General features: G+C 70.5%; 13 protein-coding genes. 1 reads left to right on the top strand and 12 read right to left on the bottom strand.

Features of this window, described 5'->3' with window-relative positions:
- Positions 1-218: 218 nt before the first annotated feature.
- From EIP85_RS03720 to EIP85_RS03690, 7 genes are all read right to left on the bottom strand, one after another.
- Positions 219-941, bottom strand: a complete 723-nt coding sequence (locus tag EIP85_RS03720; RefSeq protein WP_127900799.1) for an ABC transporter ATP-binding protein — start codon at positions 939-941, stop codon at positions 219-221.
- Complete coding sequence (locus EIP85_RS03715; RefSeq protein ID WP_127900798.1) at positions 938-1,687, bottom strand: ABC transporter ATP-binding protein; 750 nt, start codon at positions 1,685-1,687, stop codon at positions 938-940. Before EIP85_RS03715 ends, EIP85_RS03720 begins: the two co-directional genes overlap by 4 nt.
- Complete coding sequence (locus tag EIP85_RS03710) at positions 1,684-2,640, bottom strand: branched-chain amino acid ABC transporter permease (protein WP_127900797.1); 957 nt, start codon at positions 2,638-2,640, stop codon at positions 1,684-1,686. The genes EIP85_RS03715 and EIP85_RS03710 overlap by 4 nt, the downstream gene beginning before the upstream one ends.
- Positions 2,641-2,642: 2 nt before the next feature.
- Entirely contained in the window at positions 2,643-3,509 is an 867-nt protein-coding gene (locus EIP85_RS03705; protein ID WP_127900796.1) for a branched-chain amino acid ABC transporter permease, read from the bottom strand.
- Positions 3,510-3,612: 103 nt separating this feature from the next.
- Positions 3,613-4,881: an ABC transporter substrate-binding protein gene (locus tag EIP85_RS03700; protein WP_127900795.1), complete on the bottom strand. Its 1,269-nt coding sequence runs from the start codon at positions 4,879-4,881 to the stop codon at positions 3,613-3,615.
- A 415-nt stretch (positions 4,882-5,296) separates the two neighbouring features.
- The gene (locus tag EIP85_RS03695) at positions 5,297-6,037 is read right to left on the bottom strand and encodes a dienelactone hydrolase family protein (protein ID WP_127900794.1); all 741 of its coding nucleotides are present in this window, start codon (positions 6,035-6,037) and stop codon (positions 5,297-5,299) included.
- 68 nt (positions 6,038-6,105) lie between these two features.
- Complete coding sequence (locus EIP85_RS03690) at positions 6,106-7,260, bottom strand: glycosyltransferase (protein WP_241559879.1); 1,155 nt, start codon at positions 7,258-7,260, stop codon at positions 6,106-6,108.
- Positions 7,261-7,470: 210 nt separating this feature from the next.
- Here EIP85_RS03690 and EIP85_RS03685 point away from each other — a divergent pair, with 210 nt between their 5' ends.
- Positions 7,471-8,946, top strand: a complete 1,476-nt coding sequence (locus EIP85_RS03685; RefSeq protein WP_127900793.1) for an ArnT family glycosyltransferase — start codon at positions 7,471-7,473, stop codon at positions 8,944-8,946.
- Positions 8,947-8,997: 51 nt separating this feature from the next.
- Here EIP85_RS03685 and EIP85_RS03680 read toward each other — a convergent pair whose 3' ends face one another.
- From EIP85_RS03680 to EIP85_RS03660, 5 genes are read right to left on the bottom strand one after another with little or no spacing between them, the layout of a single operon-like run.
- Complete coding sequence (locus tag EIP85_RS03680) at positions 8,998-9,579, bottom strand: amino acid synthesis family protein (protein ID WP_127900792.1); 582 nt, start codon at positions 9,577-9,579, stop codon at positions 8,998-9,000.
- The gene (locus tag EIP85_RS03675) at positions 9,572-10,387 is read right to left on the bottom strand and encodes a UPF0280 family protein (protein WP_127900791.1); all 816 of its coding nucleotides are present in this window, start codon (positions 10,385-10,387) and stop codon (positions 9,572-9,574) included. The genes EIP85_RS03680 and EIP85_RS03675 overlap by 8 nt, the downstream gene beginning before the upstream one ends.
- Positions 10,384-11,862, bottom strand: coding sequence for a 6-hydroxynicotinate reductase (locus tag EIP85_RS03670; RefSeq protein WP_127900790.1), 1,479 nt, complete (start codon positions 11,860-11,862; stop codon positions 10,384-10,386). The genes EIP85_RS03675 and EIP85_RS03670 overlap by 4 nt, the downstream gene beginning before the upstream one ends.
- Positions 11,859-14,594, bottom strand: coding sequence for a molybdopterin-dependent oxidoreductase (locus tag EIP85_RS03665; RefSeq protein WP_127900789.1), 2,736 nt, complete (start codon positions 14,592-14,594; stop codon positions 11,859-11,861). Before EIP85_RS03665 ends, EIP85_RS03670 begins: the two co-directional genes overlap by 4 nt.
- A complete protein-coding gene (locus tag EIP85_RS03660; protein ID WP_127900788.1) occupies positions 14,591-15,424 on the bottom strand; it encodes an FAD binding domain-containing protein in 834 nt (277 codons plus the stop codon). The genes EIP85_RS03665 and EIP85_RS03660 overlap by 4 nt, the downstream gene beginning before the upstream one ends.
- Positions 15,425-15,574 lie beyond the last annotated feature (150 nt).

Genomic DNA, 15,574 nt, shown 5'->3' with positions numbered 1-15,574 from the left:
CCCGCCGGGGGGCAAGCGTGGCGGGGGCCGCGAGGCCCCTCCCCCCGGGCCGGAAACAGCGGGCGCGCGCGCCATCGGGCCCTGCCCCTCCTCACCGCCCCCCCCGGCGTAGGGTGCGCATTGATTGCGCACCGCACCACACCGCCCGCCCTGAAACAAAAAGTGCCGGGCCCGAAGGCCCGGCACAGGTCCGGCGGGTCGTCACCCCCGCCTAGGGATCAGATTTCCCAGGTCTCGGCGCTGACGCCGGCAAGCTCCTGCAGCCGCGCCTCGTCGGCCGACAGCTCCGCTGCCGTGCCCTCGAAGGCGATCTCGCCGTCGTTGAGGACATAGGCGTAGTCGGCGACCTCCAGCGTCATCCGCACGTTCTGCTCCACCAGCAGCACCGACATCCCCGCCTCGCGCATCCGCACGACGATGTTGAAGACCTCGCGCACGATCAGCGGCGCCAGCCCCTGCGAGGGTTCGTCGAGGATCAAGAGCTTCGGGTTCAGCAGAAGCGCCCGCGCGATGGAGAGCATCTCCTGCTCGCCGCCCGACATCTGCCGGCCCTTGTTGTTGCGCCGTTCCTTCAGCCGGGGGAACAGCTCGTAGACCGTGTCGATGGTCCACGGGCCGGGACGGTCGGCGGGCACCTTCAGGTTCTCCTCCACCGTCAGGCTGGGGAAGATCTTCCGCCCCTCGGGCACGAAGCCCACGCCGAGCCCGGCGATCGCGTAGGGCGGCAACCGGGTCGTGTCCTTCCCGAAGATCTGGACATTCCCCTCCCGCGCCGGGGTGAGGCCGACGAGGCTTCTCAGCGTCGTCGACTTCCCCGCCCCGTTGCGGCCGAGGATGGTGGTGATCTTGCCCTCGGCCACCTTCAGGCTCACGCCATGCAGGATGTGGCTCTTGCCGTAATAGGTGTGCAGCCCATCGGCCGTAAGTGCGTAGCCGGTCATGCCGCCCCCCCAAGATAGGCCGCCTGGACCTTTGCGTTGGCCGTGATTTCCGCCGGCGTGCCTTCGGCCAGCGGGCGGCCTTCGGCCAGCACGGTGATCTTGTCGGCCAGGTTGAAGACCACGCGCATGTCATGCTCGATCAGCACGATGGTCATGCGGCTCTCGCGGTGGATCCGCTTGATCAGCCGGGCGACGGCATGGGTCTCGTCATCGCCCATCCCCGCCGTCGGCTCATCGAGCAGCAGAAGCCGCGGGTTCAGCGCCAGCGCCATCATGATCTCGGTGGCCCGCTGGTCGCCGTGGGACAGCTCCCCCGCATAGCGATGCGCGATCCGGGAGAGCCCGCCCTCCTCCAGAAGCTGGTCGATGCGCTGCCGCACGCCGGACCTCTGCGAGGCCGACATCCGGGCTTTCATCGACAGGCCCGCCGCGGTCTCGACGGGGATGCGGATGTTCTCGCTCACCGTCAGCTCCGGGAAGATCTCGGTGATCTGGAAGGTCCGCGCCATGCCAAGCTTCACCCGGTGCGTCGGGTCGATCCCCGCCAGGTCCTTGTCCTCCAGCAGCACCCGGCCCGTGGTCAGGCCGAGCATCCCGGTGATCAGGTTGAAGAAGGTGGTCTTTCCCGCGCCGTTCGGCCCGATCACCGCCCGGCATTCGCCCGGCTCCACCGTCATCGACACCCCGTCCACGGCAACCAGGTTGCCGAAGTGCCTGGAGACGTTCTCGACTTTCAGGAAGCTCATTCCACAGCCCTCCGGCGCAGCATGCCCATCACGCCGCGCGGGAAGAACAGCACGACGGCGACGAAGACGAGGCCGATGAAGAATTGCCAGTAGTCGGAGACCAGGCTCGAAAGGTAGTCCTGCAGCACCACGTAGATCGCGGCGCCCACAAGCGGCCCCCAGAAGCTGCGCATCCCGCCCAGCACACACATGATCACGAAGATCCCCGACTGGGTCCAGTAGAGCGAGTGCGGGTCGACGAAGTTGTTCTGCAGCGCGAAGAGCGCACCGGCCAGCGCCATGAAGGTGCAGGAGACCAGCCAGGACATCCAGATGTGGAAGTTGACGTTGATCCCGATGAAGCGCGTCCGCCGCTCGTTCTCGCGGATCGCGATCAGCGTCCGTCCGAACGGGCTGTGCAGGATAGACGCCATCAGCCCCACCGCCAGCGCGAAGATCACCAGGGCGAAGTAGTAGAAGTGGATCGCCGAATCCATGATGTTGATCTTGAACAGGCCGAGGTCGATGTTCTGCCTGTGCCAGTTGGTCAGCCCGTCGTCGCCGCCGGTCACCGTGTTCCAGCGCACGGCGATGAAGTAGAAGACCTGCCCGAAGGCGATCGTGACCATCGCGAAATAGACCCCGCGACGGCGCACGATCAGCGGCCCGATCAGCGCCGCGGCGACCGCGCCGGCCAGCACGCCGACCAGAAGCCCCAGCGGCGTCGAGGCGTCGAGGTAACGGATCGTCATCCCCACCCCGTAGGCGCCAAGGCCGAAATAGGCCGCATGGCCGAAGGAAAGCACGCCGGTATGGCCCAGAAGGAAGTTCAGCGCCATCGCGGCCAAGCCCATGATGACGACCTGGGTCCCGAGTTGCGTATAGCCGCCGATCGCGTTCATCCACGCCGGCATGGTGATGAGCAGCACCCAGATGACAATGTTGAGCGCATTCTGCCTGAGATCGAATTTCATGGTCAGAACCGCCCCTCTTCACCCAGCAGGCCCTGCGGCCGCACCAGAAGGACAAGCGCCATCATCACGTAGATCACCGCCTCCGAAGCCGGCGGCCAAAACACCGCGGTCATCCCCGAGGCGACGCCGATCAGAAGCCCGCCCAGCAAAGTCCCGGTCAGGCTGCCGAGGCCGCCGATGATGATCGCGACGAAGCTCGGCATCAGGACCGAGCCGCCGATCGTCGGCTGCAGGCCCAGCTGCCCCGCGGCCAGCACCCCGGCCAGACCGGCGAGGTAGATGCCGATGCCGAAGTTCAGGTTGCGCAGGATCCGCACGTTCACGCCGAGGACGGACACCGTCTCGAGGTCCAGCGTCCCGGCCCGGATCCGCAGGCCCAGCCGGGTCTTGCTCATGATCCAGAACAGACCGCCGACCGCGATCGCGACCAGCGCCACCATGAACATGCGGTACCCGGTCAGGAAGAAGTAGTTCAGCGACAGCGGCTGCATCAGCCAGCCCGGCACCTGGTAAGGCACGCTCTGCGCGCCCCAGATGAAGCGCGAGCCGTCCTCGAACATGAAGGCCAGCCCGAAGGTCAGCAGCAGCGAGTAGAGTGGATCGCGCCCATAGACCCGGCTTATCAGGAATTTCTCCACGATCAGGCCGATGATCGCCGTGAAGATCGGGGCGAGGACCAGCCCGCCCCAGAAGCCGACGTAGGGCGCCAGCGTATAGGCAAGATAGGCACCTACGGTCAGAAACCCGCCGTGCGCGAAGTTGATCACGTCCGACAGGCTCATGATCAGCGAAAGCCCGATCGCCATGAGCGCATAGAATGCGCCGATGATCAGGCCGTTCGCCACGTTGAAGAGGATGAGTTGCGTCATACGTCCAGCGCTCTGATGTTGCGAACCGGCCCGCGATGCAAACGCGGGCCGAGGACAGCCGTTTTCTGGAAATGAGGGGCCCCGCAGGGCCCCCCTCGGTGGATCAGGCCTTCGGCCAGTCCTGGTGGCACATGGTCTCCGCCAGCGTCGGCGAAACCTTCTTGCCGTCCACGACCTGGTCGACCACGAACAGATCCTCGGGATCGGACGCGCCCTTCGACTGGGCATGGCCGACATAGAGGTCGCCGATCATCTGGTTCTGCCCGGCGCGGTAGAACGCCCCGTCCGGCATCAGCGCGATCTCCGGCGGCAGTTCGAAGCCCTGCATCGCGCGCGCCATCTTCACGGCGTCGAGCGAATTGGCCTTCTGGGCCGCCAGCGCGCAGGTCCAGATCGCGGTATGGCCGAAGTAGTGGCGCGCGGTCGGCACATGGCCGCCGGTCCGCTTGCGCGTCTCGGCCACGAAGTCGGCGACATGCGGCACGTTCGGCTGGTTCCAGTACCATTCGAAGACCCAGGTGCCGACCCGGGCTTCCGGCGGCAGGCCTTCCAGCACTTCCAGCTCCTGCTGGGCGCCGGCCAGGTGGAAGCGCTTGTTCAGCCCGAACTGCACCGCCTGCTTCAGCGCGTTCACCGCGTCGTCACCCGCCTGCAGGAAGATGATGACGTCCGGATTGGCCGCCTGCGCCTTGATCAGGTAGGACGAGAAGTCGGTGGTGCCGAGCGGGGTCAGCGCGCCGCCGACCTTGGTCACGCCAAGCTTCTTGCCCGCCGCCTCGAGGCCCGCCTGCAGCGTGTGGCCGAAGGCGTAGTCCGGCGTCAGGTAGTACCACTTCTTGCCGGCCTTCTTGACCAGCGCCGAGGCCACCGCGTTGGCTTCCGTCTGCGTGGTGTTGCAGACCCGGAAGGTGCTCCAGTGGCAGTTCTTGCCGGTGACCGAGTCGGTATGGCCGCCCGGCACGACATGGAACACGCGCTTCTCGTTGGCCACGTTGGCGATCGCCTGGGCCAGGGCGGAGTTCACGTTGCCGATGATGAAGTTGACCTGGTCGCGGTCGATCAGCTTGCGCGCCTTCTGCACGGCCACGCCGGCGTCGCCCGAGGTCGAGTCCTCGATCAGCAGTTCCACCTTGCGGCCGAGAATGCCGCCCTTGGCATTGATCTGGTCCACCGCCATCTGGGCGCCGGTCTGCTCGTTCTTGCCGAGCGCCGCATAGGTGCCCGTCAGCGGGTTATCCATGCCGATCCGCACGACATCCGCGGCACGCGCCAGCTGAACGAAGGGCGAGGCAAGCTGCGCCGTGCCCAGCACGGCCCCCGCCTGCAGGAGCCGCCGACGTGTCGGGTTCCAGGAATTTCCATCTGTCGTCATAATCCACCTCCCATGGACCGGTTGATCATTCCCGGCGCGATACAGGGCGCCGGATGTCGGGTATCTGACGAAGACCGGCCGAACTGGTCAACTCGCTTGGCCAATTCGACCTCTTCTCCCCAATCCGACGCATACCGTCTTTTGGCCGCCATGCCAGAAGTTTTTTGCATGGCGGCCATTCCGTCAGCGCAATTTAACGTAGATCACGGAAAGTTGATTGACAATGAGGCCTATCGTTTGAGCACATGCAGAAACGTCGGGCACCCGCCCGGACCGGGCATCCGCCCCTCCTCCGGAGGCCCGCCCGGGATGGTAGCGGTAACAAGAAAACGCGCGCAGCCGGGGGCCGCGCACGCCTACCTGGTCAACAGGACTGACCAATATTCCGCGAAAGATTCCCCGCGGGGCGACGGCCTCAGCCGAGGGTCTCGTCGAAGAACACCCCGAGCCGGCGCCAGTGCCGCTCCGCCCCCGCCTCGTTGAAAACGGAATGGTCGGAGACGCACCAGCCATGGGCGCAGCCGGGGTAGTTCTCCAGCGCGTAATCGACGCCCGCTTCGCGCAGCGCCTGCGCCAGCAGCGCGGATTGCGCGGGCGGAAAGCTGCGGTCCTCGCCGGCCATGCCAACATAGACCCGGGCCTTGATCTCGCCCGCCCGGCGATGCGGGCTGTCCTCCGCCTCCGAGGCGAGGTTGCCGCCGTGGAAGCTCGCCGCCGCCCGGACGCGGCCGGGATATTCCGCCGCCGCCGTCAGCGCCCGCGCGCCGCCCATGCAATAGCCGACGGTGCCGACGGGCCCGGTCGCCCCGGCCTCGGCCAGCGCGTCGAGGAAGGCGCCGCTGTCCTTCGCCGTCATCGCCTGGCTGGTGCCGCCGATCAGCGCCATCAGCTCGGCCCGCTTGGCCTCGTCGCCAAAGGCGGTGGCCGCGTCAAAGGGCCCGTAGGTCCCGGCGCGGTAGAAGAGGTCCGGCACCAGCACCGCCCGCCCCGCCGCAGCCATCCGCTCCGCCATCGTGTCCAGCGCGGCGCGCGGCCCGAAGGCGTCCATGTAGAGGATGACGCCCGCCCTGGCCGCGCCGATCCCGCCCTCCGGCAGGAACAGCCCGGCCGGGGCCGCGCCGTCTTCCGTGGTGATCCTGATCTCGCGTTTGGGCATGGCTCGCTCCTGTTCCGCTACGTGTCGCGGACAACCTGTAGCGCGCCCCCGGGGCTGTCCAGTCCCCCTCAGCGCGCCCGCCAGGTGACGATCAGGCTGGCCCAGAAGTTCCAGAGCGCCCCGATCCCGGCCCCGGCAAGGCTCGCCGCGATCCAGCTGTTCAGCATCGAATAGGTGGCGTCGGCGGTGCCGATATTGGCCACGGCCCCCAGCGCGCAGACCGCATAGAAGGAGAACAGTCCTCGCAGGAAGGCCCGCCCCCGCAGCCGCCGGTCGCGCCAGGTGACGGCGTTGTTCAGCATGTAATTCGTCGTCATCGCGACCAGCACGCCCATCGGCTGCGCCACCACGAAGCCCTCGCCGGCCAGCGCCATCGCCGCGCGAACCACGGAAAGTTGAATCACCACCCCGGTCGCGCCGACCATCAGGAACAGGATGAAGCGGATCGGCAGCAGCCCCCCGGTCAGCCGCGCAAGCAGCAGCCCCAGGAACTCCAGCGTCACCGCCCCGTCGAGCTTCGACTCCCCCGCAACGCGCGGGCGGAACGTATAGGGCAGCTCCAGCACCCGCCACCGCCCGCCAGAGGCGGAAAGCATGTCGGCCAGGATCTTGAACCCCTGCTTCTGCAGATCCAGCACCACCTCGTTGAAGGCGCCGCGCCGGACCATGAAGAAGCCGCTCATCGGATCCTGCGCCTCGATCCCCAGAAGCCGTCGCGCCACCCCGTTCGCCCGGCCCGAACCCCATGCGCGCAGCCGCGAGAGGCCCGAGCCATTCGACCCGCTCGCCACCCGGCGCGAGCCGATGACGAGCTGCAGCTCCGGATCGGACTCGAGCGCGCGGAACATCCGCGGCAGCAGGCCCTCGTCATGCTGCAGGTCGGCGTCGATCACCGCCACGAGCGGCGCAACGGAAGAGAGGATCCCCTCGATACAGGCTCCGGCCAGCCCGCGCCGCCCGATCCGCTGGTGCAGCCGCACGCGCGCGTCCTGCCGCGCGACCGCCCGGACCTCGCGCGCCGTGCCATCCGGGCTGTCGTCGTCGACAAAGACGACCTCCCAGGCAATCCCCTCCAGGGCCACGGCCAGCCGCTTGACCATCGGGCGGACGTTCTCGCGCTCGTTATAGGTCGGCACAACCACTGTCAGCGCCGGCGCGGCGGGCGCGGTGGAAGCCGCCGACACGGCCGGGGTATCGAAAGAGTTGGCGGCGAGATCGGTCACGAATGGGGGGCTCCTGGCAGAAACAGCCCGCTTCTAGGCAGCGCAAACCCCCTGTCGCAAACCCTTATTTTCGCGTCCGACAAAAAATAGGCGGCCAAACCGGCGCTTTCGTCAGCCTGCCGTCAGACTGGCCCGAACCTCGTCAGCGGCCCGTCAGCAGGCCCGCGCCAGACCGCGGCGACCCGACAGCGGAGAAAGACAGAAAGACCCATGCCCAGCGACCAGACCCTCGGCCGGATAGAGGCCCCGACCGCCCCCGCCGCCCTGCCTCTTCCGCCCGTCGCCTGGACCGCGCTCGTCTTCCTCGCGCTTCACTTCGCCCTCGCCCTGGCGATCCCGCTGGTGGAGGACGAGGCCTATTACGCCCTCTGGGCCACGGTGCCCTCGGCGGGCTATTACGACCACCCGCCGATGATCGCCTGGTGGATTGCGGGGGGAGAGGCGCTTTTCGGCGCGACCCGCCTCGGCGTGCGCCTCCTCCCCATCCTCGGCTTTGCCGCCACAACCATGCTGGTCGGCCGCATCGCCCTGCTGGCCGGCGGCAACCGCCGCACCGCGCGCGCGGCGGCGCTGATGCTGAACGCCACGCTGCCGATCCTCGCGCTCGGCTTCACCGCGACACCGGATGCGCCCTCCGTCTTCTTCTGGGCGCTCACCGCCTGGGCGGTGATGGAGGCGCAGGCGGCGACGGGTCCACGCATCGAGACCGCGCAGTGGTGGCTCCTCGCCGGGCTCGGGGCCGGGCTGGGGGTGCTGTCGAAATTCACCAACCTCTTCCTCTGGCTCGGCCTCGCGGGCTGGCTGGTCGCCACGCCCCGGGGCCGCCGCGCGCTCCGCCGTCCGGCGGTCTGGGCCTCTGCGGGCCTCGCGCTGCTCGTCCTCGTACCGATGGCGCGCTGGAACTTCGCGCATCACTACGCCGGTCTCACCCGCCAGTTCGGCCGGCTCGACGCCGCCGCCCCGCCGCACCCGACCGGCCTTCTGGGCTACGTCGTGACGACGGTGCTGCTGACCACGCCGCTCATCTTCGCCGCCGCCTGCTTCGGCGCCCTGCGTGCGAAGGGGGCCGCCCGCCTGCTTCTGTGGCTCAGCCTGCCGCTGCTGGCCTACATGGCGCTCCACGCGATGCATGCGAAGGTGCAGGCCAACTGGCTCGCGCCGCTCTACCCGATGGCCGCCGTCCTCGCCGCGCTCGGCTTGCGCACCCGCACGCGCCGGGCCACCTGGATCGCCGCCGGCAGCGGCCTCGCCCTCGGGGCGCTGGCCCTGACGCTGGCCTTCCGCCCCGGCGTGCCGGTCTTCCCCGGTCGCAATCCCCCGAACGAGACCAAGGGCTGGACTGCCTTCACCGCCGACATCGCCAACGAGGCCCATGACGCAAAGGCCCGCTGGATCGCCACAGACGCCTATGGCCTGACCGGCTCACTCACCTGGTACATGACCGACCTGCCGGTCTGGTCGCTGACCGGCGCCCGGCGTTACCTGTTCCGCGGTCCGCTGCCGAAGGCGCTCTGCGCCGAGCCCGCGCTCCTCGTCACCGTCGGCGCCCCGGCCCCGGCAAGCCTGGCCCGCTTCGCAAGCCACGGCGCGACGGTTCCCCTCGCCCGCCGCTCCCGAGGCGCCGTGATCGAGCGCTACACGGCCACCCCGGTCGAGGGTCTGAGGGACTGCCGTACCCGCCCCTGACCCCCGGCCCCCGGCCCGAAACAGCGGGCGCAGCTCGCCGGGCCAGCGCCCCTACCGCAATCCGTCGAGCCCCTTCACATCCGCGACGGCAAGCCCGCCCATCCGGTCATGCACCCGCCCGCCGCGCGACATGGCGAGCGCGAACATCAGCTCCCCCGCCTTCGGCGCATCCGGCAGCCCGACCTCCATCGCGTCGAAATGGCTTCTCACATAGGCCGCGTTGATATGGCCAAGCGGGATGTCGATCCGCGTCCCCGGCCCGCCCACCTTCATCGAGGACGGCACGATCGCCTTCGCTTCTCCCAGCCGCTCGCGCATCGAATAGCCGCCCGGCACATGCCAGAGCGCGGAATGCTCCAGCTCGCCCGCCTCGCCCGCCATGGCGGCCTTGCCGTAGCCGTCGATCCCCTCGATCCCGCCCATCGCCTCGATAAGGCGGTCCGTCATCATCAGCCCGAGGGGCTTAAGCGCCTCCATCCCCGGCGCCAGGTCCTCGACATAGGCCCCGGCATAGGGGTTCGCGACCACAGCCACGATCGCCGCCCGCCGCCGCGGCAGCTTGGCCACCGGCCCGCCGTCGTGATGGATGTCCTCGACGAAGATCATGGTCTTGCGGATCGGAAAGTCAGGCATGGTTGAGCTCCTTCAGCGCCGTGGCGCAGGTCTGGTCGTTCAGGGCCAGGAAGGCCGCGCCGATCAGCCCCCCCGCCCGCATCTCTTCGGCCACCGCCAGCCCGCGGACCAGCGCCTCGGCCACCTCGCCGGGCGAAAGCCGCCCCACGCCCACCGTCACCGGCCGCGCGCCGAGGTCACTGTCCGGCGCAAGCTCGCAGGCGGGCCGCCGCGCGATCCCGGGATGGCCCGGCAGGTCTACCGCGTTGGCGATCAGCGTCGCCGCCACATCGGCCGCGGCCGCCGTCCCGGCGATCACCGTCACCGCGTCGGCGATCCCCAGCGAATGGCTCCGCCCCCGCCAGCCCGACGTCGCGACCCCGCGCCAGGGATCCGCGGCCGAAATCTCCACCCGGCCACCCGCCATCGCGGCCGTGAAGCGTTCCGCCCCGGTCAGATGCAGCGCAATATCCCCGCCATCGTTCACCCATGCCTTTTCCAGGCCCGTAACCCCGGCCATCGCGGCCAGGATCTCGTCGGCCACCGCCCCGGCGACCGCCGCCATCGGCGTCACGAAGACCGGCAGATGCGGCAGGCACGCCGCCTCCATCCGCCGCGCCACCGGACCGCGAAGCACCCCCGTCCCCGCCGGCTGCCGCAGCACCGGCAGCTCGGCCACCAGCTCGTCCAGCACCGTCGCGAACCGGGCCGAGGCCCGCGCGTAGGCCGCCTCGCGATGGCCCGCGTCGGCCTCCACGATCAGGTCGATCGGCCCGTGCTGCAGATGCAGCCGCCGTCCGTCGGGCAGCCTTGCCGCCACCGCGCTCATGGCCCGAGCGCCCGGACCGCGCTGCCGTAGTCGCCGCCCTTCGCCAGCACATCCGCAAGGCTCCGCACCGCCGCGTCATGCCCGCCGATCGCGCGGTAGTCGTCCCGCGCCATGGTGAACTCCAGCGGCGCCACCAGGGCCGGCGTCGGCACCGATCCGAAGGCCCCCTCCGGCACCTGCATCACATCGACCATCATGGTGATCCCGCCGCCCGGCCAGATGTAGCACGGCGCCCCGCCGCAGGAGACCTTGACGCGTCCCGCCTGCACCGCCCGGGTCAGCCGCACCGGGTTCCGCGTCACCCCCGAGCGCAGCGACCCGCCGGAGCCCGCGACGAACATCACGGTGCAAAGCGCCGGCTCGCAGTTCTCCGCGATCAGCGCGACCGAGGCGCTGAGCGCCTCCGGCATCTCCCGCGCCACCGGGCGCAGATCGGCGTCAAGCTCGTAGAACCCCGAATGCTCGCCGGTGGTGGAGACCATCAGCAGCGTCAGCCCCGGCCGCGCGCCCTTGGCCGCGCGCCACTCGCCGAGGATCGCCAGCGGGTCGGAAATATCCGTGCCGCCCCAGCCGAGCCCCGGTCCCGCCACCCGGAAATACCGCCCCGGGGTGGAGCGGTGGCCCAGGATCCTGATCCCGGTATCCGGCCAGCCCAGCACCTTGCCCGCCTGATGCTCGCTCACGACGCCGGTGATATGGTCGTCGACCACCACCACCTCGTCGACCAGGCCCTGCCACTGGCTCGCGAACATCCCGATGGTGGCCGATCCGCAGCCGACCCGCATCCGCGCCTCCGGCACCCCGTCGACCACCGGCGCCTTCCCGGCCTCGACGATGAGCGTCGCGCCGCCCTCCACCGACAGCTCCACGGGCTTGCGGTTGCAGAGGTCCATCAGCGTCGAAAGCGTCGCCCGCCCCTCCGCCTTCGTGCCGCCGGTGAGGTGATCGACGCCCCCCAGCGACAGCATGCGGGACCCGTATTCCGAGGTCATCACCAGACCCACCGCCTCGCCCCCGGCCCGGACGACCGAGGCCTCCTCGCCGATATGCCGGTCGGTGTCGATCTTCACCTTCACGCCGCAATAGGAGTAGATCGCCTCGGTGACGACCGTGACCGTGTCGACCCCCTCGATCTCGCGGCTGACGATGAAGGGCGCGGGCTTGTAATCGGGATAGGTCGTCCCCGCCCCGATGGCGGTGATCTCCAGATCGCCGCCCGCCCCGGCCCCGGCCTCACCCGCCAGAAACGGCCGGATCTCGTCCCCCGCCGCCAGCCGCCGGTCGAAGACGGTCAGCGGATCGACCCGGATGATCTGTCCCGCCTCGTTGGCATAGCGGTCGCAGGCCCCGGCCTGACCCTCGGCGATGTAGCACATCACGGGGCAGGCATCGCAGCGGATCTTCTCCGCCCGCACCCGGCCCTCATGCGGGGTGCCGCCCGAGGTATCGCCGCGCAGGTCCGGCGCCTCGCTCATTTCGCGGCCTCCTGCCCGGGCGCCCGGATCGCCGCCAGCACCCGGTGCGGCAGCGCCGGCAGCCGCGTGATGCGCGCGCCCGAGGCATGGCGCACCGCCGACAGGATCGCCGGCGCCGTCGGAATGAGCGCATGCTCGCCAAGGCCCTTGGCGCCCAGGGGCCCCTCCGGGTCCGGCACCTCGATCAGGATCGGCACGATCTCCGGCATGTCGCCCACGGTGGGGATCAGGTAGTCGTGCAGGTTCTCCGTCCGCCCCGGCACGTAATCCTCCATCAGCGCCATCCCGAGGCCCTGCGCGATCCCGCCCGCGATCTGCCCCTCGGCCAGCATCGGGTTGATGACCCGGCCAAGGTCATGCGCCGCGGTGATCCGCGTGACCTTCACGGTGCCGAGCTCCATGTCCACCTCGACCTCCGCCATCTGCGCGCCGTAGCCGTAGACGGCATAGGGAGAGCCCTGCCCGTTCTCGTCCAGCGCCAGCGTCGGCGGGTCATAGCTCTCCTCAACAGAGAGCACATAGCCCCGCGCATCCTCGGCAAGGCCCGCCAGCGCGATCTCCGCCGTCCCCGTGGCATCGCTCACCAGCACCCGGCCCGGCCCGAAGGCGATCCGCGCCTCCGGCCCCTTGTTCGTCCGCCCGAGGATCGCCGCGCGCAGCGCCTCGGCCGCCCTCAGCGCCGCCTTGCCGGTGACCACCGTCTGGCGCGAGGCAGAAGTCTTGCCCGCATCCGGCGTCAGCGCGGTATCCGGCCCGATGAGTTCGATCGCCGACAGCGCCACGCCCAGCCCGTCCGCCGCGATCTGCGCGATCACGGTGTTGGAGCCCTGCCCGATATCCGTCGCCCCCTGGTGCAGCCTCAGCCGCCCATCCCGCGTGATCCCGATCCGGATCGTCGAGGGGTTGGGCAGCGCGGTGTTCCCGCACCCGTACCAGCAGCTCGCCACCCCGATCCCGCGGCGGCTGCGCCCGCCCCCCGCGTTGAACGCCTCGACCTCGCCCAAGGCCTCCGCCCAGCGCGGCGCCAGCGCGTCGAGGCAGGCGCCGATGCCGACGCCCCGCATCTCCTGCCCGCAGACGGAGGGCCCGCCCTCCGGCAGCGCATTGACCTGCCGGAAGGCCAGCCGGTCCATCCCCAGCCGCCCGGCGAGGTCGTCGTAGAGAAGCTCCTGCAGCAGCGCCGCCTGCGGCACGCCGAAACCCCGGAACGCGCCGCAGACCGGGTTGTTGGTGTGCAGGGCCACTGTCTCGGCCAGGTAATTGGGCGTCAGGTACGGGCCGGAGGCATGGACCGGCACCCGGTTTGCCACCGTCGGGCCCCAGCTCGCATAGGGCCCGGTGTCGAAGGCGCCCTGAAACACCATCCCCGTGACGCGTCCCGCCGCATCCGTCCCGATCCGCCCGGTCATCCGCGCCGGATGCCGCTTGGTGGTCGATTGCAGCGATTCCGCTCGCGAATAGACCATCCGGCAGGCCCGCCCCGTCTTCAGCGCCACCAGCCCGATCAGCGGCTGCAGCGACAGGTCCAGCTTCGAGCCGAACCCCCCGCCGGTGGCCGAGGGGATGATCCGCACCCGCTCCGCCGGAAGGCCGAGGACGCGGGCCACATCCGCCCGGTCCATCCCCGGCGCCTGGGTGCAGGCGCGGATGGCGAGCACGTCGCCCTCCATCCAGGCCACACCCGCCTCCGGCTCGATATAGGCATGCTCGACAAAGGCGGTGCGGACCTCGGCCTCCGCCACGACCGCCGCGCCCGCCAGTGCCGCCTCCGGCGCACCCCGCGCCACCCGGCCGCGCACCAGCACGTTCTGGGACCGCGACGGCAGCACCGGCCGCCCGCCGATGGCCGCGCCCGGATCGGTGATCGCCTCCAGCGGCACCCAGCTCACCGGGAAATCGCCCAGATCGAGCGCCGCCATCATCTCCGCCTCGCCCGCGACGACCGCGACCGCCTCGCCGCGGAAGCGCACCTCGCCTTCCGCCAGCGCCGGCTGATCGGCGAAATCGGGGATCACGCCGAAGCTGTTGATCCCTTCGATATCCGCGGCGGTGAACACCTCGACGCCGCGCGCCGCGGCCCAGCCCGCCAGGTCGCCGAAGGAAAACCGCGCCGCGAAATGGGGCGAGCGCACCGCGCGGGCGACCAGCGCCCCCTCCGGCGCCGCATCGGCCCCGAAGGCCTCCGCCCCCGTCACCTTCGCCCGCCCGTCGAGCCGCTCGACCCGCTGGCCCACCGCAGCACCCGCCTCCGGCACCGGCCCGGCCGCGCCCTGGCCCACCGCCACGACCGCATCGACGATCGCCGCGTAGCCCGTGCAGCGGCACAGAACGCCCGCCAGCGCGTCTTCCACCTGCGCCCGGCTCGGCTGCGCCACCGCGTCCAGCAGCACCGCCGCCGCCATCAGCATCCCCGGCGTGCAGATCCCGCATTGCGCCGCCCCGTGGCGCAGAAAGCTCTCCTGCAGGGCCGAGAGCCGCTCTCCCCCCAGCCCCTCGACGGTCTCGACATTCCGCCCCACGGCCTGGCCGAAGGGCATCAGGCAGGCGCAGACCGCCGCGCCGTCGACCCGCACCGTGCAGGCCCCGCAATCGCCCGCGTCGCAGCCGACCTTGGTGCCGCGGAGCCCCAGATCCTCGCGCAGGACCTCCGAAAGCCGCCGCGCGGGGTCCGCCGCCACCGCCACCCGGGCGCCGTTGACCGTCAGCTCCACCATATCCGCCCGCCGGTTCATGCCGCCCCTCCCGTCAGCCCGGCCACCAGCCGCCGGATCAGCACCACCGAGGCCTCGGCCCGATAGCCGGCCTCCGCCCGCAGGTCGCTCAGCGCCGAGAGCGCCGGCACTACCAGCCCCGCCTCGACGCGGTCCGCGGCCTCCGCCACCGGCAGCCCCGCCAGCGCCGCCTCCAGCGCCGGCAGCCGCACCGCCACGGGCGAACACGCCCCGACAGAGAACGCCGCCTCCGCCACCCGGCCCCCGGCCACGTCGATCCGCCCCGCCGCCATGACGATGGAGATCACCAGCGAGGACCGCGCCCCGAGCTTCAGGAACGCCCCGCGCCCCGCCGGCTCGGGCACGATCACCGCCGTCAGGATCTCCCCCTCCGCCAGCGCCGTCCTCCGCGGCCCGGTGACGAACTCCGCCAGCGCCATCTCCCGCCGCCCGGCGGCAGAGGCGAGCTCTACCCTCGCGTCGAGCGTCAGCAGCGGCGGCACCCCGTCGGCCGCCGGAGAGGCGTTGCAGAGATTGCCGCCCACCGTTCCCGCGTTCTGGATCTGGATCGCCCCGACCTCGCGCGCCGCCGCACGGAGCCCGTCGAAGGCGGGCGGCAGCGCGGCGCCCGCCACCTCGGCCCAGCGCGTCACCGCCCCGATGCGCCAGCCCCGGTCGGTCCTCGTGATCCCCGAAAGCCCCTCGACCCCTGTCAGATCGAGCAGCGCCCCCCCGAGCGCCGGCCGGTCCGTCGCCGGGAAAAGATCGGTGCAGCCCGCAAGCGGTTTGGCCCCGCGCCCGGCAATCGCCAGCGCCTCCTCAAGGCTGCGGGGCCGGACATACTCGGCCAACTCTGCCTCCCCGGTCAGATATTCATTAGCATACAAACATTATCCTGCGTCCGCCTCCCCCGCCCTGTCAATTCAAAATGGCACCCGCGGGCCCGGGCCCGCCGTAGGGTGCGCATTCATTGCGCACCTTGCCCCGGCGTCCACGCCTTC

The sequence above is a fragment of the Solirhodobacter olei genome, from assembly GCF_004010155.1.
GTDB lineage: Bacteria > Pseudomonadota > Alphaproteobacteria > Rhodobacterales > Rhodobacteraceae > Solirhodobacter > Solirhodobacter olei.
This window is presented reverse-complemented; position numbering and strand designations above follow the sequence as displayed.

Bases quoted from the DNA above. Each gene is read 5' to 3' on its own strand.
- EIP85_RS03720 (WP_127900799.1), bottom strand. From the start codon at position 941: ATGACCGGCTACGCACTTACGGCCGATGGGCTGCACACCTATTACGGC.
- EIP85_RS03715 (WP_127900798.1), bottom strand. From the start codon at position 1,687: ATGAGCTTCCTGAAAGTCGAGAACGTCTCCAGGCACTTCGGCAACCTG.
- EIP85_RS03710 (WP_127900797.1), bottom strand. From the start codon at position 2,640: ATGAAATTCGATCTCAGGCAGAATGCGCTCAACATTGTCATCTGGGTG.
- EIP85_RS03705 (WP_127900796.1), bottom strand. From the start codon at position 3,509: ATGACGCAACTCATCCTCTTCAACGTGGCGAACGGCCTGATCATCGGC.
- EIP85_RS03700 (WP_127900795.1), bottom strand. From the start codon at position 4,881: ATGACGACAGATGGAAATTCCTGGAACCCGACACGTCGGCGGCTCCTG.
- EIP85_RS03695 (WP_127900794.1), bottom strand. From the start codon at position 6,037: ATGCCCAAACGCGAGATCAGGATCACCACGGAAGACGGCGCGGCCCCG.
- EIP85_RS03685 (WP_127900793.1), top strand. From the start codon at position 7,471: ATGCCCAGCGACCAGACCCTCGGCCGGATAGAGGCCCCGACCGCCCCC.
- EIP85_RS03680 (WP_127900792.1), bottom strand. From the start codon at position 9,579: ATGCCTGACTTTCCGATCCGCAAGACCATGATCTTCGTCGAGGACATC.
- EIP85_RS03675 (WP_127900791.1), bottom strand. From the start codon at position 10,387: ATGAGCGCGGTGGCGGCAAGGCTGCCCGACGGACGGCGGCTGCATCTG.
- EIP85_RS03670 (WP_127900790.1), bottom strand. From the start codon at position 11,862: ATGAGCGAGGCGCCGGACCTGCGCGGCGATACCTCGGGCGGCACCCCG.
- EIP85_RS03665 (WP_127900789.1), bottom strand. From the start codon at position 14,594: ATGAACCGGCGGGCGGATATGGTGGAGCTGACGGTCAACGGCGCCCGG.